Origin of the sequence: Xanthomonas sp. 10-10, from assembly GCF_040182365.1 — a bacterium.
Taxonomy (GTDB): Bacteria; Pseudomonadota; Gammaproteobacteria; order Xanthomonadales; family Xanthomonadaceae; genus Xanthomonas; species Xanthomonas arboricola_F.
Window position 1 is genome coordinate 3199927 of the sequence record NZ_CP144460.1, and the last position, 26055, is coordinate 3225981.

General features: G+C 64.4%; 19 protein-coding genes. 12 read left to right on the plus strand and 7 right to left on the minus strand.

Features of this window, described 5'->3' with window-relative positions; all coding sequences use genetic code 11:
• The first annotated feature begins 222 nt into the window (after positions 1-222).
• Together VZ068_RS13500 and VZ068_RS13505 are read left to right on the plus strand one after the other, a co-directional pair.
• Positions 223-1728: a helicase HerA-like domain-containing protein gene (locus VZ068_RS13500; protein ID WP_349655582.1), complete on the plus strand. Its 1506-nt coding sequence runs from the start codon at positions 223-225 to the stop codon at positions 1726-1728.
• A gap of 32 nt (positions 1729-1760) precedes the next feature.
• On the plus strand, positions 1761-2417 hold the full coding sequence (locus tag VZ068_RS13505) for a hypothetical protein (RefSeq protein ID WP_259161054.1): 657 nt from the start codon (positions 1761-1763) through the stop codon (positions 2415-2417).
• A 61-nt stretch (positions 2418-2478) separates the two neighbouring features.
• Here the strand turns inward: VZ068_RS13505 and nudK are convergent, their stop codons facing one another.
• Positions 2479-3078 carry a GDP-mannose pyrophosphatase NudK gene (nudK, locus tag VZ068_RS13510; RefSeq protein ID WP_349655583.1) on the minus strand — a complete coding sequence of 200 codons (600 nt, stop codon included), beginning with the start codon at positions 3076-3078 and terminating at the stop codon, positions 2479-2481.
• Between the two features lie 434 nt (positions 3079-3512).
• Here nudK and VZ068_RS13515 point away from each other — a divergent pair, with 434 nt between their 5' ends.
• Complete coding sequence (locus tag VZ068_RS13515) at positions 3513-4787, plus strand: hypothetical protein (protein ID WP_349655584.1); 1275 nt, start codon at positions 3513-3515, stop codon at positions 4785-4787.
• Positions 4788-5028: 241 nt separating this feature from the next.
• On the opposite strand, the gene VZ068_RS13520 is transcribed toward VZ068_RS13515, so the two are convergent.
• Positions 5029-6495 (minus strand): rhomboid family intramembrane serine protease, encoded by a 1467-nt coding sequence (locus tag VZ068_RS13520; RefSeq protein ID WP_259161058.1) that lies wholly within the window; start codon positions 6493-6495, stop codon positions 5029-5031.
• 113 nt (positions 6496-6608) lie between these two features.
• Between VZ068_RS13520 and greB the strand changes: the two genes are divergently transcribed.
• A complete protein-coding gene (greB, locus tag VZ068_RS13525; protein WP_349655585.1) occupies positions 6609-7115 on the plus strand; it encodes a transcription elongation factor GreB in 507 nt (168 codons plus the stop codon).
• Positions 7116-7236: 121 nt separating this feature from the next.
• Here the strand turns inward: greB and rimO are convergent, their stop codons facing one another.
• The gene (gene rimO / locus VZ068_RS13530) at positions 7237-8610 is read right to left on the minus strand and encodes a 30S ribosomal protein S12 methylthiotransferase RimO (protein ID WP_349655586.1); all 1374 of its coding nucleotides are present in this window, start codon (positions 8608-8610) and stop codon (positions 7237-7239) included.
• Positions 8611-8793: 183 nt separating this feature from the next.
• On the opposite strand from rimO, the gene VZ068_RS13535 reads away from it, so the two are divergent.
• From VZ068_RS13535 to VZ068_RS13550, 4 genes are all read left to right on the plus strand, one after another.
• Entirely contained in the window at positions 8794-9456 is a 663-nt protein-coding gene (locus VZ068_RS13535; protein WP_349655587.1) for a dienelactone hydrolase family protein, read from the plus strand.
• The gene (locus tag VZ068_RS13540) at positions 9453-9890 is read left to right on the plus strand and encodes an HIT family protein (protein ID WP_259161063.1); all 438 of its coding nucleotides are present in this window, start codon (positions 9453-9455) and stop codon (positions 9888-9890) included. Before VZ068_RS13535 ends, VZ068_RS13540 begins: the two co-directional genes overlap by 4 nt.
• Before the next feature lie 28 nt (positions 9891-9918).
• On the plus strand, positions 9919-10086 hold the full coding sequence (locus tag VZ068_RS13545; protein ID WP_005994260.1) for a DUF5668 domain-containing protein: 168 nt from the start codon (positions 9919-9921) through the stop codon (positions 10084-10086).
• A 390-nt stretch (positions 10087-10476) separates the two neighbouring features.
• The gene (locus VZ068_RS13550; RefSeq protein WP_259151244.1) at positions 10477-10662 is read left to right on the plus strand and encodes a DUF5668 domain-containing protein; all 186 of its coding nucleotides are present in this window, start codon (positions 10477-10479) and stop codon (positions 10660-10662) included.
• Positions 10663-10684: 22 nt separating this feature from the next.
• Here the strand turns inward: VZ068_RS13550 and dcd are convergent, their stop codons facing one another.
• Positions 10685-11254 carry a dCTP deaminase gene (dcd, locus tag VZ068_RS13555; protein WP_010366727.1) on the minus strand — a complete coding sequence of 190 codons (570 nt, stop codon included), beginning with the start codon at positions 11252-11254 and terminating at the stop codon, positions 10685-10687.
• A 95-nt stretch (positions 11255-11349) separates the two neighbouring features.
• Positions 11350-12201: an iron-sulfur cluster carrier protein ApbC gene (gene apbC, locus VZ068_RS13560; RefSeq protein ID WP_349655588.1), complete on the minus strand. Its 852-nt coding sequence runs from the start codon at positions 12199-12201 to the stop codon at positions 11350-11352.
• A gap of 775 nt (positions 12202-12976) precedes the next feature.
• Here apbC and VZ068_RS13565 point away from each other — a divergent pair.
• Entirely contained in the window at positions 12977-16069 is a 3093-nt protein-coding gene (locus tag VZ068_RS13565; RefSeq protein WP_349655589.1) for a TonB-dependent receptor, read from the plus strand.
• A gap of 109 nt (positions 16070-16178) precedes the next feature.
• On the opposite strand, the gene VZ068_RS13570 is transcribed toward VZ068_RS13565, so the two are convergent.
• Positions 16179-17774, minus strand: a complete 1596-nt coding sequence (locus VZ068_RS13570) for an NAD(P)/FAD-dependent oxidoreductase (protein ID WP_349655590.1) — start codon at positions 17772-17774, stop codon at positions 16179-16181.
• Positions 17775-18120: 346 nt separating this feature from the next.
• On the opposite strand from VZ068_RS13570, the gene VZ068_RS13575 reads away from it, so the two are divergent.
• The 3 genes from VZ068_RS13575 (at position 18121) to VZ068_RS13585 (ending at position 24878) form a co-directional block, all read left to right on the plus strand.
• A complete protein-coding gene (locus tag VZ068_RS13575) occupies positions 18121-20223 on the plus strand; it encodes a M13-type metalloendopeptidase (protein WP_349657712.1) in 2103 nt (700 codons plus the stop codon).
• 374 nt (positions 20224-20597) lie between these two features.
• Positions 20598-22697 carry a M13 family metallopeptidase gene (locus VZ068_RS13580; protein ID WP_349655591.1) on the plus strand — a complete coding sequence of 700 codons (2100 nt, stop codon included), beginning with the start codon at positions 20598-20600 and terminating at the stop codon, positions 22695-22697.
• A 168-nt stretch (positions 22698-22865) separates the two neighbouring features.
• Positions 22866-24878: a M13 family metallopeptidase gene (locus tag VZ068_RS13585; RefSeq protein ID WP_349655592.1), complete on the plus strand. Its 2013-nt coding sequence runs from the start codon at positions 22866-22868 to the stop codon at positions 24876-24878.
• 472 nt (positions 24879-25350) lie between these two features.
• On the opposite strand, the gene VZ068_RS13590 is transcribed toward VZ068_RS13585, so the two are convergent.
• A complete protein-coding gene (locus VZ068_RS13590; RefSeq protein ID WP_259163839.1) occupies positions 25351-26052 on the minus strand; it encodes a rhomboid family intramembrane serine protease in 702 nt (233 codons plus the stop codon).
• Positions 26053-26055: the final 3 nt, after the last annotated feature.

Sequence of the window (26055 nt, forward strand, 5' to 3'; positions counted from 1 at the left end):
ACGCCGCCGGCAGGTCAGTGGCGCGTTAGCTTGGGGTGCCCGCCCGATGCATTGAAGACTGGCGGAACCGTTTGTCTGGCACCTGCGCGCATGCGGTCGATCGTGCTGGATCCCGGTGCCGGCGCGTCGCACAGGCTGACTGTCACGCCCCAGCCGTCGCCCGCAGATTTGCGCGACACGCTTGCCCGCTAGAATCCGGTCTTTCCTCACTGGATCTGCCCAATGGCCTCGTTCCTGCTCGGCAAAGGCGTCACCGACGATATCCCGGTCGTGCTCGAAGGCCGCTTCGGCAACCGTCATGGCCTGGTGGCTGGCGCCACCGGCACCGGCAAGACCGTGACCCTGATGACCCTGGCCGAAGGCTTCTCGCGGCTGGGGGTGCCGGTGTTCCTGGCCGACGTCAAAGGCGACGTGGCGGGCCTGGCCGTGGCCGGGGACGGCGCGCCCGGCGTGTTGCAGCGCGCCATGGATGTGGGCATCGCCGATTACGCGCCGGCCGCCAGCCCGGTGGTGTTCTGGGACCTGTACGGGCAGCTCGGCCACCCGGTGCGCACCACCGTGAGCGAAATGGGCCCGACCCTGCTTGCGCGCATCCTGGAGCTCAACGACACCCAATCCGGCGTGCTGGACATCGTGTTCAAGCTGGCCGACGACCGCGGCCTGTTGCTGCTGGATCTGGACGATCTGCGCGCATTGCTGGCGCTGGTGATCGAAGAACGCAAGGAGCTGTCGACCAGTTACGGGCTGGTCTCGGCGCAATCGGTGGCCGCGATCCAGCGCGCCCTGCTGCGGCTGTCGCAGGATGGGGGCGAGCAATTCTTCGGCGAACCGGCGTTGGAGCTTGCCGAGCTGATGCGCGTTGCACCGGACGGCCGTGGCGTGATCGGCATCCTGGCGGCCAACCAGCTGGTGCTCAAACCGAAGCTGTATTCCACGTTCCTGCTGTGGCTATTGTCCGAGCTGTTCGAGGGCTTGCCGGAAGTGGGCGACCTGGAACAGCCCAAGCTGGTGTTCGTGTTCGACGAGGCGCATTTGCTGTTCGACGATGCGCCGGCGGCGCTGGTGCAGCGGATCGAGCAGGTGGTGCGGCTGATCCGCTCCAAGGGCGTGGGCATCTATTTCTGCTCGCAGTTTCCCGATGATATTCCCGACACCATCCTTGGCCAGCTCGGCAACCGCGTGCAGCATGCGTTGCGTGCCTACACCCCGCGCGACCAGAAAGCGGTCAGGACCGCGGCGCAGACCTTCGTGGGCAACCCCAAGCTCGACGTGGCCACTGCCATCTCCAGCCTGGGTACCGGCGAGGCGCTGGTATCGCCACTGCAAGGCAAGGGCGTGCCGGCCCCGGTGCAGCAGACCCTGATCGCGCCGCCGCGCTGCCGCATGGGCGCCATCAGCGCGCCCGAACGCGCGCAGGTGCGCGCAACCAGCCCGGTCGGCACCCGCTACGACACCGCAGTCAACCGCGAATCGGCCGCCGAAATGCTGGCACGCCGCGTCGAACAGGTGGCCGAGCAGACCGCCGCCCCGCCTGCACGCACCCGCGAGGACGAGGACGCGCAGGACAGCGGTTTCGGAAAAGCGGTCAAGGACGCCGTATTCGGCAGTGGCCGTCGCCAGGGCATGCTGGAAACGATGGCCAAGCAGACCTCGCGCACCATCGGCAGCAAGATCGGCCAGCAGATCGTGCGCGGCATCTTCGGCAGTATTTTTGGTGGGAAGCGCTGAGTACAGCGTCACACAGAGACGGGAGCCACAACATGCCGGGAGATGCAGCTGTCGCCGCGCTTGAAGCCGCCGACCAACCGACTGCGCGCTTATCGGACGGACACGGCAGACATACGGAATCGGCAGGTCGCAATCGTGCGCGCGGGTTCCTGCATAGTGCGCACACGCACCTGACCATCGCTCGCTCCGTGGTGTTGGCCCTGTTAGTCAGCGGCGCCAGCTCGGCGCAGGCTGAGAAGAGCGCAAATCAAGACGATTCCCCCACCGACTGGCCATTGGGCCAGCAACACCTGCTCTCCGGCCACTATGTCGGCAAGCTGCACCCGGATAACGGGCGGTGTCAGTCGGTTCGTGCAGAACTCTGGCTAGAAGCGGCAAAGGGTAAGAAAGACAGCCATCGTTACACGCTCAAGACAACGTGCATCACTCGCCAAACCCGAGGCCGCGCAGCCACCCTCACCGAGCGCGGGCCGTGGTGGCTCGACATGATGGGGGACGAGTGCCTGATCCTTTCGCGCAAGGATGTCTCCGATCTCTCGCTCAACCCCAATATGTACGGATTTCGGATCAACGCAACGCATGCGTCGGGAAGCCGCCCGGCAACCTATGAACTCGCCCAGGATGGGAGCAACTGCCACAGCGGCGATTGGCCGGAACACCGCGACAAAGTGTTGAAACGCGTCCGCTAAACGTCAGCCATGCCATTACGCTACAAGGCGGCAATGCAGATGCAGTGAGCAACGTGGCAGGTCATTCCAGCACGCCATGCAGCTTGGCGTACTGCAGCAACATGATGGTCTTGGCATCGGCGATCTCGCCCGAGGCGATCATCGCCAGCGCGGAGTCGAGCGAGAGTTCCAGCACCTCGATTTCTTCGCCATCTTCCTCGAGCCCGCCGCCCTCGCCGACCTTGTCGCCATCGAAGTATTCGCCAACGAAGAAGTACAGGCGTTCGGTGACCGAGCCGGGGCTCATGAAGGCCTCGAATACCTTGCGCACGTTGTCGATGCGGTAGCCGGTCTCTTCTTCGGTTTCCTTGCGGATGCAGGTCAGCGCATCGTCCTGGTCGAGCAGGCCGGCGCAGGCTTCGATCAACATGCCGTCCGGGTTGCCATTGAGCAGCGTCGGCAGGCGGAATTGCCGGGTCAGCATCACCGTCTGCCTGGCGCGGCTGTAGAGCAGGATGGTGGCCCCATTGCCGCGGTCATACGCCTCGCGCGACAAGGTCTGCCAGCGGCCATCCTTGCGCTGAAAGTCGAAGGTGACCTTGCGCAGCACATACCAGTTGTCGGACAGCACATCGATGCTGCGAATGCGAACCTGCGGGGTGTCGGCGACGGATGGATTCAAGCGAATTCCTTGCAATAGGGGGACCGGCCGCACCTTCGCGATTGCACGCAAGCGCATGCCGCCAGCAGCACCATCGCCACATGGCGGGCGGCCGACAGGTAGCGAACCACAGGTTCTGCGCAGAAGTCCATGCGCGGCTGACGGAAATGATGGCCCACGGCCCGCCGATTGCAATGATCACGATCATCGCAATCGGCGCGAGCCCTGCGTGTGCCTGCACCATCGGCGGGCCTTCGCACGGTCGACTGCGCAGGCCCGCCTCCGCCAGCGGCCTGCGTCACGCTATCCATCGCTGCGCGCAGGGCAACCGCCGGGTCACAGGCGGGCGCCCCGCCCCCACTCGACTGCACCTCCGCGAGCCAAACGCGATCCCCAATTGCACCCGGCCGCACATCGCCTCACAATCCCTTCACATCACACGCCTGGGGAGCGTCATGGAAGACCGTTTTCGCGCACGCAAGGCTGCCGCGCAGGCTGCGCCTCCACCGTTCTGGACCCGCATTCCGGCGATCGCCACCTATCCGCTGCGCGGCCCGGCGCTGTATGCGTTGATTGCGCTGACCCTGTGCAGCGCCTTGCTGGTGTTGCCGGGCATCCTCAAACTGGTGGTCATGGGCGTACTGGGCATGGCGACCTACACCTACGCCTTCGACATCCTGCGGCATACCGCCGATGGCCAGCCCGATGCGCCCCGGCTCGGCTATGACAGCTTCGACAGCGCGGTGCTGCGCCTGATCCTGCTGGCCATCGCATTGGGCATCGTGATCGGCGTCGCCGCCGGGATCGCAGGCCCCTTCGGGCTGACCATCGCCTACCTGGGCACCATGTTGCTGCTGCCCGGCATGCTGATCTCGCTGGCCATCGACGGCAGCCTGCGCCGCGCGCTCAACCCGGCGGTGTCGATCGACATGGCGCTGCGGATCGGCTGGCCGTATCTGGCCGCCTACGGGCTGCTGTACGTGATCCAGGGCAGCGGCACGGCAGCGGTCTTCGTCGCGCTGAAGTACCTGCCGCCGCTGGTGCGCGAAGCGACGGTGATGATGACCTCGATCTGGACCCTGTTCGCCAGTTTTCATCTGCTCGGGTATCTGGTGTACCAGTACCACGAAGAGCTGGGCTACGTACCCAGCGGCGGGGCTGCGCACGAACGCATCGACCCGGACCAGCGCCTGCTCGACGAGGCCGAACAATACGTGCGCGACGGCCATTCCGACGAGGCGTTCCAGGCCCTGCGCGGCGCGGTGCGCTCGCGCGCGGTGAGCCTGGCGGTGCACGAGCTGTATCAACGCCTGCTGCGCCAGCACCATCGCAACGACGAGCTGCGCGAGCATACCCGGCAATACATCAACCGCTTGTTGCAGGAGAAGCAGGAGCGTCGTGCGCTGGCGCTGCAACGCGAGGCACTGGATCTGGACGCGACATTTACTCCGTTGACGCCGGAGCAGGCCACCCTGCTGGCCGAGCGCGCCAAGATGGCCGGCCAGTTCCAGCTTGCGACCGATGGGCTGCTGGCCGCCATCGCGGGCTGGCCACGCGATCCGATGTTGCCGGGCTGGTCGCTGGATGCTGGCCTGATGCTGGCCGAGCGATTTGGCCGCGACGAGCAGGCCCGCGCCATCCTGCAAAACGCCGCGGATCGCTGCGACGACGACGCACAACGGGCGAAGCTGGATGCAGCATTACGGGCGGTTGCGATCCAACCGGCCTAGCGCATCCCAGACACCGCCGCGAGCGGTCGAAAAACCGTATGCGAAACGTCTTGACGCGCTGCATAAACCGCCTGTACAGCCGCACGGCGGACGCCGTCGGCACTGCCGACGGCATGCTTTAAGATGCCGAGCGCGCCATCCACGCGCAACGACGACCGCTCGCCAGGTTCTGCAGCCGCTCCTGATGCGGCTTCAAACCCCCGCCGTCGATGCCCGGAATCTGGTCGAACGCGCCGCCGCGTCAACCATTTTCAAGCAGGAAACGGGCCTTCGCCGCCTGGCCCTGCTCCGGAAATTGATCGCGCACCAGCTGCAGCAACCGCGTGCGCTGCTCGCCGGCCTGCAGTTCGCCATGCCGCAGCGCCAGCACAAACCAGTGCTGGGCCAGCTCGGCGCGTGGCGCATCGATGTCGCACTCCTTCAATAACCGTTCGGCATCGGCCAGCAGCCCGTTGCGCAGGCACGCATCGACCAGAGCCATGCGTGCCGGTAGCGCAACGGCGATCTTGTCCTTGCTCAGTTCTGCTGCCACGCCCAGCTGCACGCGCGTCTGTTGCGCGTGATGGCTCGGCAGGTGCAACAGTGTCTGCGCATGGCGCACGACGTCCTGGGTGCGCCCGGCGTTGCGCGCAACGCGGTAACGGGCCAGCGCGACGTCCTGGCTGTGTGGCTGCTCGCTGGCCAGCTCGGCAAGCAGCCGCTCGGCTTCGAGGTTCTCCATGCGGCCCAGATGGCGTTGCGCACGCTCCCAGCGGTCGTCCACCTGCGCGGCGGCGTCCTCGTCCATGAAGGCCGGGCGGGTCTGCCGCACGGCCACCAGCAGCGCGCCGAGCAGCGCACCGCTGATCAACCCGCCGGCATGCGCCTCGAACGCGACACCGCCGTTATCGCTCCCCAGCAGGCTGTAAAGCTCCCAGCCCAGCCACAGTGGCAGCAACAGGATCGCCGGCCCGCGCACGTAGTTGAAGACCACAAAAAACCAGTAGAAAAACCGCACACGACGGCGGCCCCACACCACGCAGAACGCCCCCATCAAGGCGGCGATGGCACCGGACGCGCCCAAGCCACCGCCGGGCTCGCCCCAGCGCCACCACAGGCTGGCTGCGCTGGCCCCAAACCCGCCCAGCAGATACAGCAGCAGGAACCAGCCGCTGCCGATCGCCCCTTCCAGCAAGGTGCCCAGCGCCAACAGAAACACCATGTTGCCGAATAGATGATCGAAGTCGCCATGCAGGAAGGTGGCGGTGAGCATGCGTGCCGGCGACCACTCCGAGCTGCGTTGCAGATGACGCAGCGTGAACACCTGGGACAGGCGGGCATCGTAGGGCGCACGCAGGCCGCGCCATTGGCGCATCTGCGCTTCGTCCTTGAACAGCGTGCCTTCGCGCAAGGCCTGTGCGAAGGCGACATCGTGCATGGTCAGATGCGCCAGGTACGCGATGCGCTGCGGCGCCGGCACGCTGTCCAGCTTGCCCTGCCGCGCAGCGCGTCGCTTGGGGTCAGCGGTCTGCGCCAGGTAGCGCGCGTGGGCCTGCGCTTCCAGCGTGCCCAGCCCGGACTCGACGTAGTAGTGCACGGCGTTGTCGACCAGGTCGTCGTCCCTGCGCTGATAGCCGAGATAGACGACGACATTGATCAGCACCAGCAGCAGGGTCACCCAGGGGATGTTGTGGCGCGACCAGGGCTTGTGCAGCGGCATGAGCAACATGACGACGTCCGTGTCTTGAGAATGGCGCAAAGCTTCGCCGTGCGGCGACAGATGCGCAAGTGGAGCATGCGCGCTAGCATCGCGCCCCACTCCCCCGCCCTCCAAGCCTGTCCATGAGCCGCTGGCGCCCGCCCGCCGAAAAAAGCACTGCCTTGATCACGCCCGAAGGTCACACCCGTCTGAAGGTCGAACTGGAGGATCTGTGGCGGGTGCGTCGGCCGGAGGTGGTACGCGCGCTCGCCGCAGCGGCTGCCGAGGGCGATCGATCGGAAAATGCCGAGTACACCTATCGCAAGAAGCAGCTGGGCGAGATCGACCGGCGTGTGCGCTATCTCAGCAAGCGGCTGGAAGCGCTGCGCGTGGTGGATACCGCGCCCACCGACCCGCACGCGGTGTTTTTCGGTGCGCAGGTGGAGCTGGAGGATGCCGATAGCGGTGAGATGTTGCGCTATCGCATCGTCGGCCCGGACGAAACCGATGCCGGCCTGGGCTGGATCAGCATCGATTCGCCGCTGGCGCGCGCGTTGCTGAAAAAACGCGTGGACGACGAGTTCGAAGCGCAGCTGCCGGCAGGCAAGCACACCTTTGTGGTGGTGTCGGTGGATTACGGCAGCCCGTAGGCATCCATTGGCAATCTGCTGCGGCGTAGGAGCGCACTTGTGCGCGATGAGGCGTTAACGATAAGGCCCCATCGCGCACAAGTGCGCTCCTACGGACCGATGTGTACGAGCCGGGGCCCAGTTACACCATCTGCAGATTCAACGACCGCCCTGGCTGGATTGCGGCATTGGCCGGCAATGCGTCGCCGAACAGATCGTGCTCGTCGCTGTCGGTGATTTCCACATCGACCAGGTCGCCGACCTTCAGCCCAAGCTCGCCGCCGTTCTGGATATGCACCAGGCCGTCGATTTCCGGCGCGTCCGCACGCGAACGGGCCACTGCGATGTCGTCTTCGACCAGGTCGACCAGGCATTGCTGCACGCTGCCGATCTTGGCCTCCAGCCGCATGGCGGAGATTTCCGCCTGCCTGGCCATGAAACGCGCCAGACGCTCCTGCTTCACTTCTTCCGGCACCGGGTCCGGCAGCGCGTTGGCGCTGGCGCCGTCCACCGGCGAATAGGCAAACGCACCGACGCGATCCAGCTGCGCCTGATCCAGGAAATCCAGCAGCGATTCGAACTCGGCATCGGTCTCGCCGGGGAAGCCGACAATGAAGGTGGAGCGCACGGTGATCTCCGGGCACATCGCCTTCCAGCGCTGCACGCGCTCGAGGGTTTTTTCCACCGCACCGGGCCGCTTCATCAGCTTGAGGATGCGCGGGCTGGCGTGCTGGAACGGGATGTCCAGGTACGGCAGCAGCTTGCCTTCGGCCATCAGCGGAATCACGTCGTCCACGTGCGGATACGGATACACGTAATGCAGGCGCGTCCACACGCCCAACTCCGACAATCCTTCGCACAATGCCTTCATGCGGGTCTGGTACATGCGGTCGCGCCAGGGACGCTCGGCGTACTTCAGATCCACCCCATAGGCCGACGTGTCCTGCGACACCACCAGCAGTTCCTTGACACCGCCGCGTACCAGCCGCTCGGCTTCGCGCAGCACCTCGTCTACCGGACGCGAGGCCAGATCGCCACGCATCGAGGGAATGATGCAGAAGCTGCAACGGTGGTTGCAGCCTTCGGAGATCTTCAGGTATGCGTAATGGCGCGGGGTCAGCTTGATGCCGTAGTCGGGCACCAGATCCACGAACGGGTCGTGGCGCGGCGGCAGCGCCGCGTGCACCGCCTCCATCACGCTCTGGTAGTCCTGCGGGCCGGACACCGCCAGCACCTGCGGGTAGGCCTCGCGGATCTGCTCCGGGCGCTTGCCCAGGCAACCGGTGACGATCACCTTGCCGTTGGCGTTCATCGCCTCGCCGATGGCGTCCAGCGACTCGGTCACCGCCGAATCGATGAAGCCGCAGGTATTGACCACCACCACGTCGGCTGCGTCGTAGCTGGGCACGATGTCGTAGCCCTCCACGCGTAGCTGGGTGAGGATGCGTTCGGAATCGACGAGCGCCTTCGGGCAGCCAAGGCTGACGAAGCCGACTTTGGGGTTCAGCTGGGACATGGAAGCAGGAGCCTGGGAAACGGAGCGGCCTGGGGCCTGGGCAAGGCCAATTATAGCGGCGTGCGGGCAGCGCTCTGAACCGCCTGGCCTCGCCAGCCCGGCCGGCTTTGCGAAACCCTCACTTTTCGCGATGCCGGTCCGGTCGATAATGCGCGTCTCCCTCGCTGCACATCAGGAATTCCCATGGGTCACTGGACCACGCTCGACACCACCGACGGCCAGGTTGCCGCCTGGCACGCCACCCCCGCCTCCAGCCCGCGCGGCGGCCTGGTGGTGATCCAGGAAATCTTCGGCGTCAACGAACATATCCGTGCGGTGGCCGACGACTACGCCGCACGCGGCTATGAAGTGCTGGCACCGGCCTTCTTCGACCTGGAAGAGAAGGACGTGCAACTGCCGTACGACCAGCCAAGCGTGCAACGCGGCCTGGCGCTGGCCAACGCGGTGGGCCTGGAGCGCGCGGTGGAGGTGGTGAAATCCGCCGCTACCTTGCTGACCCGCGCCGGCAAGGTCGGCACGGTGGGATATTGCTGGGGCGGCTCGGTGGCACTGCTGTCGGCCATCCGCCTTGGGCTGCCGTCGGTGAGTTATTACGGTGGCCGCAACACCCAGCTGCTGGACGAAACACCCAAGGCGCCGGTGATGTTCCACTTCGGCGAACAGGACGCCAGCATCCCGCCGGAAGCGATCCAGGCGCACCGCGAAAAACTGCCTCAGATGGAAACCTTCGTGTATCCCACCGGCCATGCCTTCAACCGCAGCATCGACCCCACCCACTATGACGCCGACAGCGCCGAGCGTGCGCTCGAACGCAGCCTGGGCTTCTTCGAGGCGCATCTGGGATGAGCGCACCGGCCTCCCGCGCGCCTGCAGCAAGCGACTTCCAGCTGGATCCGCGGCTGGCGGCCGACAGCGTGTTCATCGCCGACGGGCCGCTGTCGCAGGTGCGCCTGATGGACGACACCCGCTTCCCCTGGCTGGTGCTGGTGCCGCGCGTGGCCGATGTCAGCGAATGGATCGATCTGGATGGCGGCCAGCAGCGCCTGTTGCTGGCCGAAATCAACCAGCTCTCGCAGCTGCTGCGCGTCGAGCCTGCCGTGACCAAGCTCAATATCGGGGCGCTGGGCAATATCGTGCAGCAGTTGCATGTGCACCTGGTCGGCCGTCATCCAGGCGATGCGGCCTGGCCGGGGCCGGTCTGGGGCAGCGGCCCGGCGCAGCGGTTTGCGGCCGACGCACTGCAGGAGCGTGTCGCGGCATGGGCGCAGCGGCTACGATAGGCGCCCGTTCGCCAACCTGCCTTCTCGCATGAAATCCAATGTCGTCGCTGCCCTGATCCTGATCCTTGTCGGCCTGCTGTTTTTGGCCAACAACCTGGGCTGGACCAATCTCAGCCTGGGCAAGCTGATAGCCACCTGGTGGCCGGCCGCGCTGGTGGCCTGCGGCATCGGCATGCTGTTCGGGCGTGGCAAGTAGGTAGGGCTGCGGTTGGGGAGTCGGGATTGGGGATTGGGGATTGGTAACAGCGGTGTCTCGGTGCTGGTGACTGGGGTGGTTGTCCAGCTGCGTGTCACTGCCCTGCCCTTTTCCCCTCGGGAGAAGATGCCCCGAAAGGCGGCTGAGGGTCCGTGCGAGGACTCATGCCTTCGATGACGCGTTCTGATCCAGCACCATCCCTTGATGCGGTAGCGTCTGCGGCCATTGCATCCTTGCCCCCACAGCGTGCGCCTTGATTGCTCCTCACGATCGATGCGCACCCGGCAGCGGCGCGACATGACGACTGTCACCTGCAACTGTTGACTTCCGGCACCTGATTGGCGGGGCCATCGCGCGCAGCATGGCCTCACACCCAACGAGGACGCCGCCATGCACAGCCGCCTGATTCCCGCCCTGTTCCTGATCACCCTGGGCACGCTGTTCCTGCTGAACAACCTCGGCCTGACCAGCATGGACCTGGGCGGCCTGATCGCGACCTGGTGGCCGGCCTTCCTGGTCGCTGCCGGGGTGCGCCAACTGCTGCGCTACCGCGAGAAGACGAGCGCGACCTGCTGAAGACCAAGGCCACGCCCGGGGCTCAGGTGCGCGGCAAGGTCACGCCGGTCTGGCCCTGGTACTTGCCGCCGCGGTCCTTGTACGAGGTCTCGCAGACTTCGTCGGACTGGAAGAACAGCATCTGCGCCACGCCTTCGTTGGCATAGATGCGCGCCGGCAGCGGCGTGGTGTTGCTGAATTCCAGCGTCACGTGGCCCTCCCACTCCGGCTCCAGCGGGGTCACGTTGACGATGATGCCGCAGCGCGCGTACGTACTCTTGCCCAGGCACACCACCAGGGTGTCGCGTGGGATGCGGAAGTATTCCACCGTGCGCGCCAGCGCAAAGCTGTTCGGCGGGATGATGCACACATCCGATTCGATATCGACAAAGCTGCCCGGGTCGAAATGCTTGGGGTCGACGATCGTCGAGTTGATGTTGGTGAAGATCTTGAACTCGCGCGAGCAGCGCACGTCGTAGCCGTAGCTGGAGGTGCCGAAGCTGACGATGCGCTGGCCGGCGGCGTCGTGCTTGATCTGGCCGGGCTCGAACGGCTCGATCATCGCGTGCTGCTCGGCCATGCGCTTGATCCAGCGGTCGCTCTTGATGCTCATGCGGTGTTCCTTGAAGACGGAAGGCGGCGGGCCGAACGGCCCGCGCGAAGACGGCGAATTCTACCAGCGGCCGGCACCGGAGGCCGGCCGACGCATTAGAGCAGCGAGGCGGAAATCGGGATGCTGGCGCGCGGACGCTTGCCCAACTCTTCCGACAAGCGCCTGGCTGCCGCCAGGTAGGCCTGCGCCGCCACCGACTCCGGCGCGGCCACCACGATCGGCCGGCCCGCATCGCCCTGCTCGCGGATCGCGATTGCCAGCGGCAACGACCCCAGCAACGGCACGCCGTACTGCGCGGCCATGCGCTCGCCGCCGCCTTCGCCGAACAGATGCTCGCGATGGCCGCAGTTGCTGCAGGTGTGCACCGCCATGTTCTCCACGATGCCCAGCACCGGCACTTCGACCTTTTCGAACATCTTCAGCGCCTTGCGCGCATCCAGCGTGGCGATGTCCTGCGGGGTGGTCACGATCACCGCGCCGGCCACCGGAATCTTCTGCGACAGCGTCAGCTGGATGTCGCCGGTGCCGGGCGGCAGATCGATCAGCAGATAATCCAGATCGTCCCACAGCGTGTCGTTGAAGAGCTGGGTCAGGGCCGAGGTGGCCATCGGCCCGCGCCAGATCATCGGCGTGTCCTGGTCGACCAGCAGGCCGATCGACATCGCCTCGATCCCGAACGCACGCAGTGGTTCGATCGACTTGTTGTCCGGGCTGTCGGGCTTGCCGCTCAAGCCCAGCATCGCCGGCACGCTCGGCCCATAGATGTCGGCGTCCAGCACGCCTACGCGCGCACCCTGCTGCCGCAGCGCCAGCGCCAGATTGACCGCCGTCGTGGACTTGCCTACCCCGCCCTTGCCCGAACCCACCGCAATCACGTTGCGGATGCGCGGGTGCGGCGCCAGCGCGCCCTGCACCGCGTGCGTGGCGATCCTGCGTTCGCCGCTCATGCCTGGCCGTCCGGTACTGCGCCGGTTCCTGCGCGCAGAATGTTGTCCCACATCGTTGCCATTACCTGTCCCATCCGTCGTGTGCGGGCTACGCGGGCCATGCCCGCCGCAGCGCGAAAGGCGCCCAGTTTACCGGCTCGTGTCGACCGGCTCCGCTATTGCATTCGCTGCAAAGCAGGCAATGGCAGCGGCTGTGCCCGCCAGACGCCGATTCATTCACAATTATGAATGGATGTGTCGGGAGCTTCATCTGCCGAAATCGATGCATCCCCCACCCAGCACGCGCCGCTGCATGTCACGGCTAAACGAAGCACTTGGACTCTGACCTCAACTCGGCGTTCTACGGCAACGTCTGCCGAATCTTCTATTTGGGGACAACGGTGCGAGCTGACCGGAATTGCCGCTCGAAAGAAGCCCTGCTTGTCGGGGCTTCTATTGCCGACATGGCGGCGCGCCCGCGATGCTTCTCGCCAGCTATCGGCCTGCTCGTCGCTGTCGCGACCGCTTCACGCCCCGGAACAGTCGTATCGCCGGATTATCTGTATCGAATGTAACTACCGAAAACGCTCGCTATTGTTGAGGTTGTTTCTTTCTCTGTGTCGCAGTCACCGGAATTGTGCCGAGTTCCTCACTTCCGATGCGGATTTCAGTTATTTCATTAACAAATCATTTCGTTTGCTTGCGCTGCAGTGCAGACATTCATTACGTTCGAGTTAAGGCCATCTGACTCCCCGATGACCGCTCCTTATTCGCACTCCCAGTTGAAAGGTCAGGAATGAGCAATCAGTTTCGTCGCCAAGTCCTCAAGCGCACCGCGTTAGCCGTCGTACTCGGTGCTTGCCTAACCAACGGCGCGGTCTACGCGCAGAGCACCACCGGCAGCATCTATGGCAGCGCCCCCTCCGAAGCCGGCAGCACCATCGTCGTTCAGAGCGACACCGGCCTGAGCCGCACCATCACCGTCGACGCGAACGGCCGCTACAACCTCGGCTCGCTGCCGGTGGGCGCCTACACCGTCACCCTCAAGCGCGGCGACCAGATCGTCGACACCCGCAAGAACGTGCAGCTGCGCGTCGGCTCGGGCACCGAAGTCTCGTTTGCTGGTGCTAGCGCTGCAGGCAGCAACGCAGATGCGACCACGCTTGGGGCGATCACGGTCACCGCTGCCAACGCACCGAAGATCGATGTCAGCTCCACCAGTTCTCGCTCGGTGATCACCTCCGAGCAGTTGGCAACCCTGCCGCTGGGACGTAGCGCCGAAGCGATTGCGTTGCTGGCGCCGGGCGCGGTATCCGGCGCCGGTGCATTCAACAACGGCTCGCGCTCGGTGGTGTCCTTCGGCGGTTCTGGCGTCACTGAAAATGCGTACTACATCAACGGCTTCAACGTCAGTAATCCGCTCAGCAACTTGGGCGGCGTCAGCCTTCCGTATGGCGCCATCGACCAGCAGGAAACCTATACCGGCGGCTATAGCTCGCGCTATGGTCGTTCGACCGGCGGCGTCATCAGCCAGGTCGGCAAGCGCGGCACCAACGAGTGGCACTTCGGTGCGCAGGCGGTATGGGAGCCGAAGAACCTATCGAGCTCGGTTGGCGATGTTTGGTACCCAAGCAATACGCTTAACTCCAATCCGCGCTACAAGTACGAAGACCCAGAACTGCCGGGCACGATCTATCGTAGCGGCAAGGGCGACGTGCAAAGCCGCACTGTCTACAGTGCCTATGCTGGCGGCCCGCTGATTGAGGACAAACTGTTTATCTTCGTAGCCGGCGAAACCGACAAGACCGACGGTGCTGTGACCAACACAGCAACCGCCGCTACTACGCAAGGTCGCAACCATTACGAGTACAGCTCGCCAAAGTTTTACGGAAAGATCGACTGGAACATTAACGACAACAACATTCTCGAATACACCCGCATTGAAAATACCGATCGTCGTGCCGGCGCTTACAGCAACTATGACTACGACACACGATCCGATGGTGGTCCGTCAGGCCTCTACGCCGATACTTACAAGATCAAAGACACCTACGACATCTTCAAGTACACCGGCTATATCACTGACGACCTGACGGTTAATGCTACCTGGGGCCGCAGCACACAGCACAACCAACAGTTCAACCCGTTGGTATCCTCGCTGCCCTTCATTGCAGGCCTGAATTTGCAAAACCCGGCCATCACCGGTGGCACGCCGATCTCCAACAATCAGGCGACCAATCGCTCCAAGGCGGATGACCCGATCAACAAGACGCGCAATCTGCGTCTGGAATTGAACTACCGTCTGGGCGACCACGATCTGACCGCCGGCGTGGACAACATGTACTTCAACGCCTACGACGAAGGCGTGCGCACCACCGGCCCTGGTTATCAGTGGATCTATGGCAGCGCGGGTGACGAAGTTTCGCCAGTGCGTGGCACGCTGGGTGTGGGCGCCACCGGTCCGGGCACCGACGGCTATTACGCTCAACAGCGTATCTTCACAACTACCACCAGCATGGCGGTGGAGCAGAAGGCGTACTACCTGGAAGACCGTTGGCAAGTCAACGACCGTTGGTTGCTGACGATGGGTATCCGCAACGACAAATTCACCAACTTCAATAGCGACCATGTGCCCTACGTCGATAGCGGCGATCAGTGGGCACCACGCTTGGGCGCCAGCTGGGACGTGTTCGGCGACTCCTCGCTGAAGATTTTTGCCAATCTGGGACGCTACTACCTCGCTCTGCCGAATCAAGTGGCGATCCGCGGTGCGTCTGCATCGACCTATACTGACGAGTATTTCGCCTATACCGGCATTGATGCCAATGGCGAGCCCACGGGCCTGCGGCCGATCGGTCCTGGTCCGGTGTCGAGCAATGGCGAATACGGCCAAGCCCCGGATCCGAACGCATTTGCGCCAACTGACTTGAAGTCGCAGTATCAAGACGAATTCATCTTAGGGTTCGAGAAGACCCTGGGCGACAGCTGGAACTCGGGTGCAAAGGTCACATACCGCAAATTGCAAGCCGCCATCGACGATGTTTGCGACACCGGACGTATCGCCGACAAGTTGGAAGCCAGCGGCGGCAACCCGGATGCGGTAGACATCCCCGGCTGCGTGATGTTCAACCCGGGCAAGACCAACACCTACAACCTCCCCAATGCCGACGGATCCGGCTATACCCAGGTTTCCATGTCGCAGTCCGACTGGGGCTTTACCGACAAGGCCAAGCGCAGCTATGTGTCGGTGGACTTGTTCCTGGAACACCCGTTCGACGAGAAGTGGTATGGCCGCGTCGACTACACCTGGTCTCACAGCTACGGCAATACCGAAGGTCAGGTGAAGTCCGACCTCGGCCAGGCCGACGTGTCCAAGACGCAGGATTGGGATTCGGCCGAGCTGATGTACTACGCCGGCGGCAGCCTGGCTAACGATCGGCGCCACCAGATCAAGGCATTTGGTGCATATCAGATCAATCCGGAATGGATGGCTTCGGCCACCCTGCGTGTAATGTCAGGTACGCCGATCAGCTGCCTGGGCTTCTATGGCGGCCCGAATGCGGATGCGGTCGACTATGATCCGATCGGCTACGGCTCTTCGTATCACTATTGCGGCCTACAACCTTCGTCTCCGGGCGATGCGGGCAGGACGCCATGGATCAAGAACCTCGATCTGGGCTTGACGTACCGCCCGGCGTTCGCCGATCACAAACTGGCCTTCGGCGTGCAAATCTTCAACGTCCTCAACGACCGAGCGGTCAATCGTGTCGATGGCGTCTACGAAGGCGATGTACCCTTCAACGTCTCCAATACCTATCGCCTGGGTCTGCAGCCCTACAACTACAACCCGCCACGCTATGTTCGCCTGACTGCCTCTTACGATTTCTGATACGGGAAGGCAACCGGAGACGTCCACAACGTCTTCGGTCCGTCAGCGGTACTTGCTCCAGGCCCCGGCTCGTCCGGGGCTTTTTTTTGCTGATGTGCAGTGGTCAGGCTCAGCCGCGAAGAATCTCATGCGCCGCATTGTGCCCAGGCGCGCCGGTCACGCCGCCGCCTGGATGCGTACCAGACCCGCACAGATACAAACCGGGCATCGCGCCGCGATAGGTACCCTGCCCCAGCAGCGGGCGTGCGCTGAAGAGTTGATTGAGGCTGAGGGCGCCATGGAAGATGTCGCCGCCGACCAACCCGAAGATGCGTTCCAGATCGAGCGGGCTGAGGATCTGCCGGCCCAGCACCGAGGCCGCGAATCCGGGCGCATAGCGCTCCACCGTCGCGATCATCAGGTCGGCGACTTCCTCGCGATGATCGTCCCACTGCCGGCCATCCGGCAGCTGCGGTGCCACGTGCTGGCAGAACAGGCTGGCCACATGCTGCCCGGGCGGTGCCAGCGAGTCGTCCAGCGTGCTGGGTATCAGTAGTTCGACCACCGGTTCGCGCGACCATCCCGACGCACGCGCGTCGAGCCAAGCGCGGTCCATGTAGTCCAGGCTGGGGGCCAGAATGATGCCGGCGGTGAGATGGTCGCCAGCGCCGGGAAGCGCCGTGAAATCGGGAAGACGCGACAGTGCGACGTTCATGCGAAAGGTGCCCGAGCCGCAGCGGTAATGGGCGATGCGTTCGCGCGTGGCCTGCGGTACGTCTTCGGCCCGCATCAGGCGCTGGTAGAGCAACTTCGGGTTGACGTTCGCCACCACGGCACGCGCGCGGAGCGTTGCGCCATCGGCCGTCACCACGCCCACCGCACGCCCCTGCTCCACCAGTACCCGCCCCACCGCACAGCCGGTGCGAATCTGCGCGCCGTATTCGCACGCACTGGCGGCCATCGCCTGGGCGATGGCGCCCATGCCGCCGATTGCGTGGCCCCAGGCGCCCTTGACGCCGTTGCTTTGCCCGAACACGTGATGCAACAACACATAAGCCGTCCCCGGCGTGTAGGGGCTGGCGTAGTTGCCGACGATGCCGTCGAAACCGAAGAGCGCCTTGATCGGCGCGCTTTCAAACCAGCGATCCAGGTATTCGGCGGCCGAAATGGTGAACAGGTCGAGCAGGTCCTGCCGCAATGCGATTGGCAACTGCTGCAGCTGCAGCCCCAGCTTGCCCGCACGCCACAGCTGCGGCAACGCACGCAGCCACCCGGCATCGGTAACATCGGGTGGCGGCTGCAAGGCCAGCGCACGCAAGACATCGGCAAGTTGCTCCAGGCGCGCTTCATAGGCTGGCAATGCAGCGGCATCGCGCGCGGAGAACTTGCCGACTTCCAGGGCCGTGCGCCCCGCGCCGGCCAGCAGGTACTCGCCATCGGGCAGCGGCAGGAAGTTGTTGATGCGGCGCGCCACCACGCGCAACCCGTGCCGCTCCAATGCAAGATCGTCGATGACCTTGGGCTGCAGCAACGACACCGTGTAGGACGCCACCGAGTTACGAAATCCGGGATGAAATTCTTCGGTGACGGCTGCGCCGCCAACCACGTCGCGCGCTTCCAGCACCAGCACGCGTTTGCCGGCCCTGGCCAGATATGCAGCGCACACCAGGCCGTTGTGGCCGGCACCGATGATCAAAACGTCCAACGGTTCGGAAGCGGTAGGCATGCATTTGTATATAGCACCGCTTGCGCCGCTGGACCATTCGGGCCTTGGCACCAACTCGCTATCGGCACATCGACATTGACGACCCGGCCACCTGACCACGAGCATGGCAGGCAGCCGCAGCGCCTAGGACGAGAAGATCTCCGAACTGCCGCCACGCACAGCGCCGTGACGGTAACCGCCGCCTACCAGAGCGCGACTAGCCAGCTCTTCTACACACCCCGCACCCATGACCTTCGACACCATGCCTGTCGGCTGAGCAGGCGTAGAGTGCCGGCCACGGCCCCGTGACGGGGCTCCCCAATCGACTGTTGCTCCTGGAGCCTTTGTGATTCGAACACCTCATCTATTGACGCTGACCCTGGCCGTGGCGGCCGCGCTGAGCGGTTGCAAGAAGTCCGACGACGCCGCGCCTGCGGCCCCGGCGGGCGATACCGCGGCGACAGCGCCCGCCGCACCCAAGACCCTGACCCTGGACCAGAGCAAGCTGCCGGCGGTGAATCAGTTCACTGCGGCCGACCTGGACCCCAACGGCAACGCCTGTACCGACCTCAACGCCTACGCCAATGCCAAGTTCCTGGCTGCCAACCCGGTGCCGGGCGACCGCACCAGCTGGGGCGCGTTCGAGATGCTCGATGAGCGCTCCAACGCGATCCAGCAGCAGCTGGCCGAACAGGCCGCCGCCGACACCGGCGCCACCGGCGTGGAAAAGATCGTCGGCGACCTGTGGTCCACCGGCATGGACGAAGCCAAGATCAATGCCCAGGGCATCGAGCCGCTGAAGCCGGAACTGGCCGCCATCGACGCGATCAGCGACCAGGCCAAGCTGGTCGACTATCTGCGCAGCAGCGCGGCCAAGGGCAACAACGATCTCTTCGGCTTCGGCGCCGAAGCAGACTTCAAGAAGTCCAGCCAGAACATCGCCTACGCGATGCAGGGCGGCCTGGGTCTGCCGGATCCGGAGTACTACACCAGCGCCGGCAACAAGGCCAAGCTGGAGGCGTACCAGGCGCATATCGCCAAGGTGCTTGAGTTGTCCGGCGTGGCTGCTGCCGATGCCGCGGCGCAGGCCAAGCAGGTGGTTGCGTTCGAGACCCGTCTGGCCAAGGTCTCCAAGACCAGCACGCAGATGTCGCGCGATGCCTCGCTGGCCTACAACCCGATCTCGCCGGCCGATGCCGACAAGCTGACCCCGAACTGGTCGTGGACCGAGTTCTTCAAGTCGCAGGGCGTGGCCACACCGGAGATGTTCTCGCTGGCAATCCCCGCCTTCCATCAGGAAGTGAGCAAGATGATCGCCGATACCGATCCGGCCATCTGGCGCGCTTATCTGCGCTTCCACACCGTCGATGGCGCCTCGCCGTTCCTGAGCCAGCCGTTCGTGGACGAGAACTTCGCGTTCTACAACAAGACCCTGCGCGGCCAGAAGGAAATCAAGCCGCGTTGGAAGCGCGTGCTGGCCACCATCAACGGCCAGGCCGGCGAGACACTGGGCCAGATGTACGTCAAGGTCGCCTTCCCGGCCGATTCCAAGGCCAAGATGGAGACCCTGGTGAGCAACCTGCGCACCGCCTTGAAGGCGCGCATCGAGAAGCTGGACTGGATGAGCCCGGAGACCAAGGCCAAGGCGATCGCCAAGTGGGAAAGCTTCACGCCCAAGATCGGCTTCCCGGACAAGTGGCGCGAGTGGAATGGCCTTGCCACCAGTCGCGATAGCTACCTGGGCAACGTGCTGGCCGCGCAGGAATTCAACTACAAGTGGAACCTGTCCAAGATCGGCAAGCCGGTGGACAGGACCGAATGGGGCATGAGCCCGCAGACGGTCAACGCCTATTACAACCCGCTGCAGAACGAGATCGTGTTCCCGGCCGCGATCCTGCAGCCGCCGTTCTTCGACCCGAATGCGCCGGAGGAAATGAACTACGGCGGCATCGGTGCGGTGATCGGCCATGAAATGACCCACGGTTACGACGACCAGGGCAGCCGCTTCGGTGCCGATGGCAACTTCATCCCCGATCCGGGTTGGTGGACGCAGAAGGATCTGGATGCGTTCAAGGCCCGCACCGGTAAGTTGGTCGCACAGTTCGACGGTTACCGCACGCCCGCCGGCGACAAGGTCAAGGGCGACCTGACGCTTGGCGAGAACATCGCCGACCTGGGTGGCCTCAACACCGCCTACGACGCGATGAAGACCGCTACCGCCGGCAAGGACGACCCCAAGACCGATGGCATCACCCGCGACCAGCGCTTCTTCCTCAACTGGGCCACGGTGTGGCGCCGCAACTTCACCCCGGAAGAACTGGTGGTGCGCCTGAAGACCGACCCGCACGCGCCGGCCAACTTCCGCGCCATCGGTGCACCGTCGAACATGCCGGCGTTTGCCGCCGCGTTCTCGTGCAAGGCCGGCGATGCGATGGTGCGCCAGGGCGATCAGCAGGTCGTGATCTGGTAGTTGCACGGTAGCTGCAAACAAGGGGCGGCGATCGGGAGATCGTCGCCCTTTTGTTTTTGCGGCAGTGGAACGCGATGCCGCCAGGATCGCGCGCTGCGCCTTCAAGTGGCGGATTCAAGCCGTGCATCGCGCATCGAACACGGCCTGCCACAGCTGGCGCCAATCACGCGGGCCGCTTTTGCGTTTCACCGCTGAGGTTCACGCCCTCAGGCAGTCTGCTTCAGACCACCCGTGTTCCTTTTTCGGGCCATGCCATCGGGTCTCGATGCCCCGGCCTTCACCGGCTTAAATGCAAGTCTCAACAAAGCTCAAGCGTGCGTATCGGCACGGCAGTGCCCGCCTATCCTCGGCGCTCCTTCCCGCCAGTTTCCGCCATGTCAGCCATCAAGACTTCAACACTCGCCCTTAGCCTGCTGATCGCACTAGCCGGCTGCAAGCGCGCATCCGACGACAGCAGCGTCGCGAAGACGCCGGCCGCGCCAGCGCCTGTCGCGGCCGGCACCCCATCCCGGTCGGCGCTGGACATCGGCGAACTGGATACAGCAACAAACGCATGCCGGGACCTGGACAAGTTCGTCAACGAAAAATGGCGCAAGACCAACCCCATCCCGGCAGATCGCACCAGTTGGGGCGTCAGCGACATCCTGATTGAACAAAGCAAGCTCGTGCAGCGCGAGATCGCTGAAGCCGCAGCCAGACAAACCGGCGCACAGGCCGATCCATTGGCCCGCAAGATCGGCATGCTGTATGCGTCGGGTATGGACGAAGCCGCGATCGAGGCTGCGGGTGATCAGCCGATCCGGCCGCAACTGGAGGCCATCGCCGCGCTGAGCTCCGGCAAGCAGGTCGCCGATTACATCACCGGCCGCTACGCAGAGGGCGACGCGCAGATCTTCAACTTCGGCGCCGGCGCCGATTTCCACAAGGCGGACATGCAGATCGCCTTCGCCACTGAAGCCGGCCTGGGTCTGCCGACCAAGGAGTACTACAGCGCCGCCGAGTACGCCCCCATCCGGGCGGCGTATCTTGACTACATCGCCAAGTCCCTCGAACTCACCGGCACCGCGAAGGACGCAGCGCGTGCGCAAGCCAACGACGTGCTTGCGCTGGAAACGCGCCTGGCGGCCGCCTCACTGACCCCGGTCGATGCACGTCAACCGCAGAATCAGTATCACTTCGTCAGCCTGGCGGAGGCAGACAAACTGACGCCGCACTTCTCCTGGACGCGCTTCTTCGCCGCCCAGGGCGTGGACGCAGGATCCGGCTTCTCGCTATCGCATCCGCGCTTCTTCGCAGAGTTCGACCATCAGCTCGCCAGCGCTCCGATCGCGCGATGGCAGGCCTATCTGCGCTTCCACACCATCGACGATGCATCCGGCTACCTCAGCAAGGCCTTCGTCGACAACAACTTTGCGTTCCACGACAAGACGCTGAATGGGCAGCCGGAGCAAGAACTCCGCTGGAAGCGCGTGCTGCGCAGCGTCAACATCAGCATGGGCGAAGGCCTGGGCCAGCTGTATGTGGCCAGGGTGTTCCCCCCCGAAGCCAAGCAGCGTGCCAGCGAACTGGTGGGCAACATTCGCGCTGCGCTCAAAGTGCGTCTCGAGCACGTCGACTGGATGAGTGCGCAGACCAAGGCCAGGGCCCTGGCCAAGTGGCAAACCTTCCAGCCGAAGATCGGCTACCCCGATACCTGGCGCGACTGGTCCGGGCTGGAGATCGTTCCCGGCGCGTATTACCGCAACCTGCAGGCGGCGGCCAGGTTCAACTATCGCTACGACATCGCCCAGATCGGCAAGCCCACCGACCGCACGCGTTGGGCGATGACCCCGCAGACCGTCAACGCCTACTACGACCCCAGCACCAACTCCATCAACTTCCCGGCGGGCATCCTGCAGCCGCCGTTCTTCGACCCCAACGCCGACGATGCCCTCAACTATGGCGGTATCGGCGCGACGATCGGGCATGAAGCCATGCACGGCTTCGACGACCAGGGCAGCCAGTTCGATGGTGCGGGCAACAACGTCGACTGGTGGACGCCACAGGATCGCAAGGCATTCGAGCAGCGGACCAAAGCGCTGGTCAAACAGTTCGATGCCTACACCCCACTGCCCGACCGCCCCGACCTGCACGTCAATGGCAGGCTCACCCTTGGCGAAAACATCGCCGATCTGGGTGGCCTCAATGTTGCCTACGACGCACTACAGACTGCATTGCGGGCGCGTCCCGAGCGGGCAGCCGCCATCGATGGCTACACCCCGGATCAACGCTTTTTCCTGGGATTCGCGCTCAGCTGGCGCGGACAGACGCGTGCGAAGCAGCAACTGGTCTATCTGGCCAGCGACCCACATGCACCCGACCGTCTGCGCGCCAACGCCTCGCCATCCAACATGCCGCAGTTCGCCCAGGCATTCTCCTGCAAGGCAGGCGATGCGATGGTGCGCCCGGACAAGGACCGCGTGGTGATCTGGTAGGCGGCGGCAATCACTTTCAATGCGATAACACCGCACAGGCCCGCACTCGCGGGCCTGTCACGTTCATGCAAACGGCCGGCACGAGGACCGACGGCAGCTCGCGCCCGCCTGTACGAGGCGCAGCCTTGCTAAACTCCGCCGACTTCAATCTGGCCACCCTTCTTCTCGATGCTCACCATTCGCCCGCTTGCCCTCGCTCTTGGCTTCAGCCTGATCACGCTGCTGTCCGCTCCCGACGCCGACGCCGCTCGCAAGAAGAAGGCAGCTCCCAAGGCCCCGGCCGTCTCCGCGGCCTGCACCGATTTCTACGACTACGCCAACGCCGGCTGGCTGAAGGCCAACCCGGTCCCGCAGGCTGGCGCCGTGACGGCGCTAGGCCAGCTGTCCGAGCGTGCCCTGCAGCAGCAGCGCGAACTGCTGGACGCCTCGATGAAGGCCCCGCAGGGCAACGTGCAGAAGCTGCTCGGCGATTTTTGGGCCAGCGGCCTGGATGAGGCGGCGGTGGAAAAGGATGGCTCCAATCCGATCGCCCCCTTGCTGTCGCGCATCGACGCGATCAAGAAGGCCAAGGATGTGCCCGCTTCGATCGCCGCGTTGCATCAGGTCGGCATTCCGGTCGGCTTCAACTTCGGTCCGGACGTGGACCTGAAGGCGCTGGACCGCCACATCGGCTATTTCATGCAGGGCGGCATGGGCCTGCCGGATCCGGCGTTCTACACCCGCACCGATGCCGACACCCAGGCGCTGATGGGCCGCTACCGCGCCTACGTCAAGCAGATCCTGGCGCTGACCGGCACACCGGCCGACAAGCTCGACGCCGATGCCGCCTCGGTACTGCAGATCGAAACCGCATTGGCGCGTAGCGCGCAGTCGGTGCAAGGCATCAACAACCCGTTCAACAACTACGCTCCGATCGCCACCAAGGAGCTGACCAAGCAGTACAAGAACCTGCGTCTGGCCGACTTCCTGGAAGCGCAGGGCGTCAAGGACGACCTGGTGTCGATGGCCGACCCGGCCATGTTCAAGCAGCTCGACAGCATGATCGTCAGCATCAAGCCGGAACAGTGGAAGGCCTACCTGCGCTGGCGCGTGGGCGATGCGATGGCGCCGTACCTGTCCAAGAGCTTCCACGATGCCGAATACCAGTTCCGCGGCCGTCTGCTGCGTGGCGATGCCCTGCCGCAGCAGCGCTGGCAGCAAGTGCTGGACGCGATCAATATCGCTGCCGGCCCGATGCTCGGTCGCGAATACGTGGCGCGTTACCTGAGCAGCGACACGCGCCGCCAGGCCGAAGCCATCGCCGACCAGGTGCGCGACGCGCAGCTGGCCGCGCTGGAGCGCACCGGCTGGGGCAACGGCGAAGTGATCGCCGAAGCCAAGGCCAAGCTGGCCGCGATGAAGATCGAAGTCGGCGCACCGCGCCGCGATCTGGATTACACCGTGCAGCCGATGGGCCGCGGCAGCTTCGGCGGCAACATGCTGATCGCCTCGACCTGGCGTCACCGCGAGGAGATGAAGCGCATCGGCAAGGGCAACGCCGACCGTCGCTGGGACGTGCTGCCGCAGCAGCCGGCAGTGGCCTACGACATCGCACAGAACCGCCTGATCGTCACCGCGGCCGTATTGCAGGCACCGGTGCTGACCACCGGCAGCACCCCGGCGGCCCAGTACGGCGCCTACGGCGCGCTGGTCGCGCACGAACTCACCCGTGCGATCGATGCCAAGGGATCGCTGGTCGACGCCAAGGGCGAGCTGCGCAGCTGGTGGACACCTGCCGAAAAGAGCAGCTGGAGCCAGCTGACCGGCAAGGTCGCCAACCAGTTCGCTGCTTATCCGTACCCGGGCGTGCCCAACGTCAAGGTCAACGGCGCGCAGACCGCCGAAGAAAACCTTGCCGACCTGGCCGGCGTCGAACTGGCCCTGCAGGCCTTCAGCAAGGCGCAACCGGCAGCCACCGAGGTCGACAAGCAGGCGTTCTTCACTGCCTGGGCCGGCCTGTGGGCACAGCAGCTGTCGCCGAACGAAGCGGTGCAGCGCGCAAGTGCCGACATCCGCGCACCAGGCCAGTGGCGCAGCAACGGCCCGCTGTCCAACCTGCCGGAATTCGGTGCAGCCTTCAGCTGCAAGGCTGGCCAGCCGATGCAGCGCGTGGACGCAGACCAGATCAAGATCTGGCGCTGAGTCCCGGCACGACCGGCAAAAAGTCGGCAACAAAAAAGAGCGCGGATTCCGCGCTCTTTTTTTTGTTTTGGGCATTCGTGACGGAATGCTTGATCTGTCTTTCGCTTGATCTGCTTCGGATTGATTTGCGCTTTGCCCAATCCATCGTTGCTTGATCTACATGGCTCGATCTGCTTTTCGCCTGATCGCCTTTCGCTGATCCGCTTTCCGCTAGATCTGCTTTCTGCCCAGCCAAATCTCCCCTCGGACCAGCATTCCAGCCAGCCCTTGCTCGGGGTGCATTCCGACCTGCACGCTGCCCGGCCCACTGGTCGCCCTATGCAGCAGCGGCACACCTGCTTCCGACGACATGCCGTCCGCCATCTTGCTCTCGTAGGAGCGGCCTTGGCCGCGATGAAGCATTACCGGCAATGTCAATCGCAGCCAGCGTCACTGCCACGAATCAGGCCGCCCCGGTAAACCGTCGTTTGACTCAGCGCACCACGCGCAGCGGCGGCTTGCGCCCCTTTCCGCCACCACCCTTGCGGCCACCGCTGCCGCCAAACGGTGACTGGCCGCGCCAATAGCGGATCATCAGCCAGCCGAACAGCATGCCGCCCAGGTATGCGAAATACGTTATCACCGATCGCTGGCCCAATAAGCCCAGCATCACTTCGGTAATGCCAACCACGATGACCAAGGTCCTGGCCTTCATGGGAATCGGCGGAAACAACAGCATCACGCGCTGATTGGGGAACAGCATGCCATAGGCGAACAACAGCCCAAACACGGCACCGGACGCGCCCACGACCGGTGCACCGCCTCCGGTGATCCACGCCATCAGCAGCTGGCACACGCCCGCGCCGGCCACACATACCAAGTAGTAGGTCAAAAAACGCTTCTGGCCCCAGGTCAGCTCCAATGGTGCGCCGAACATGAACAGTACCAGCGCGCTGAAAAACAGTTGATTGAAACCGCTTTGCAGAAACGCATAGGTCAACAACTGCCACGGCATGAAGCTGGCGCCCGGCGAGAACGCATCAAAGCCGTCGGAAATCGGCCACAGCATGAGCCACGACAAGGTGGAGTCCGATGGCAACACCCCAACCCCCAGATCGCCCAGGGCCCATTGCAGCAGGAACAGGCCGATATTGGCGATCAACAGTGCTTTGGTAACGGGCGGCAATTGAGGCATGGC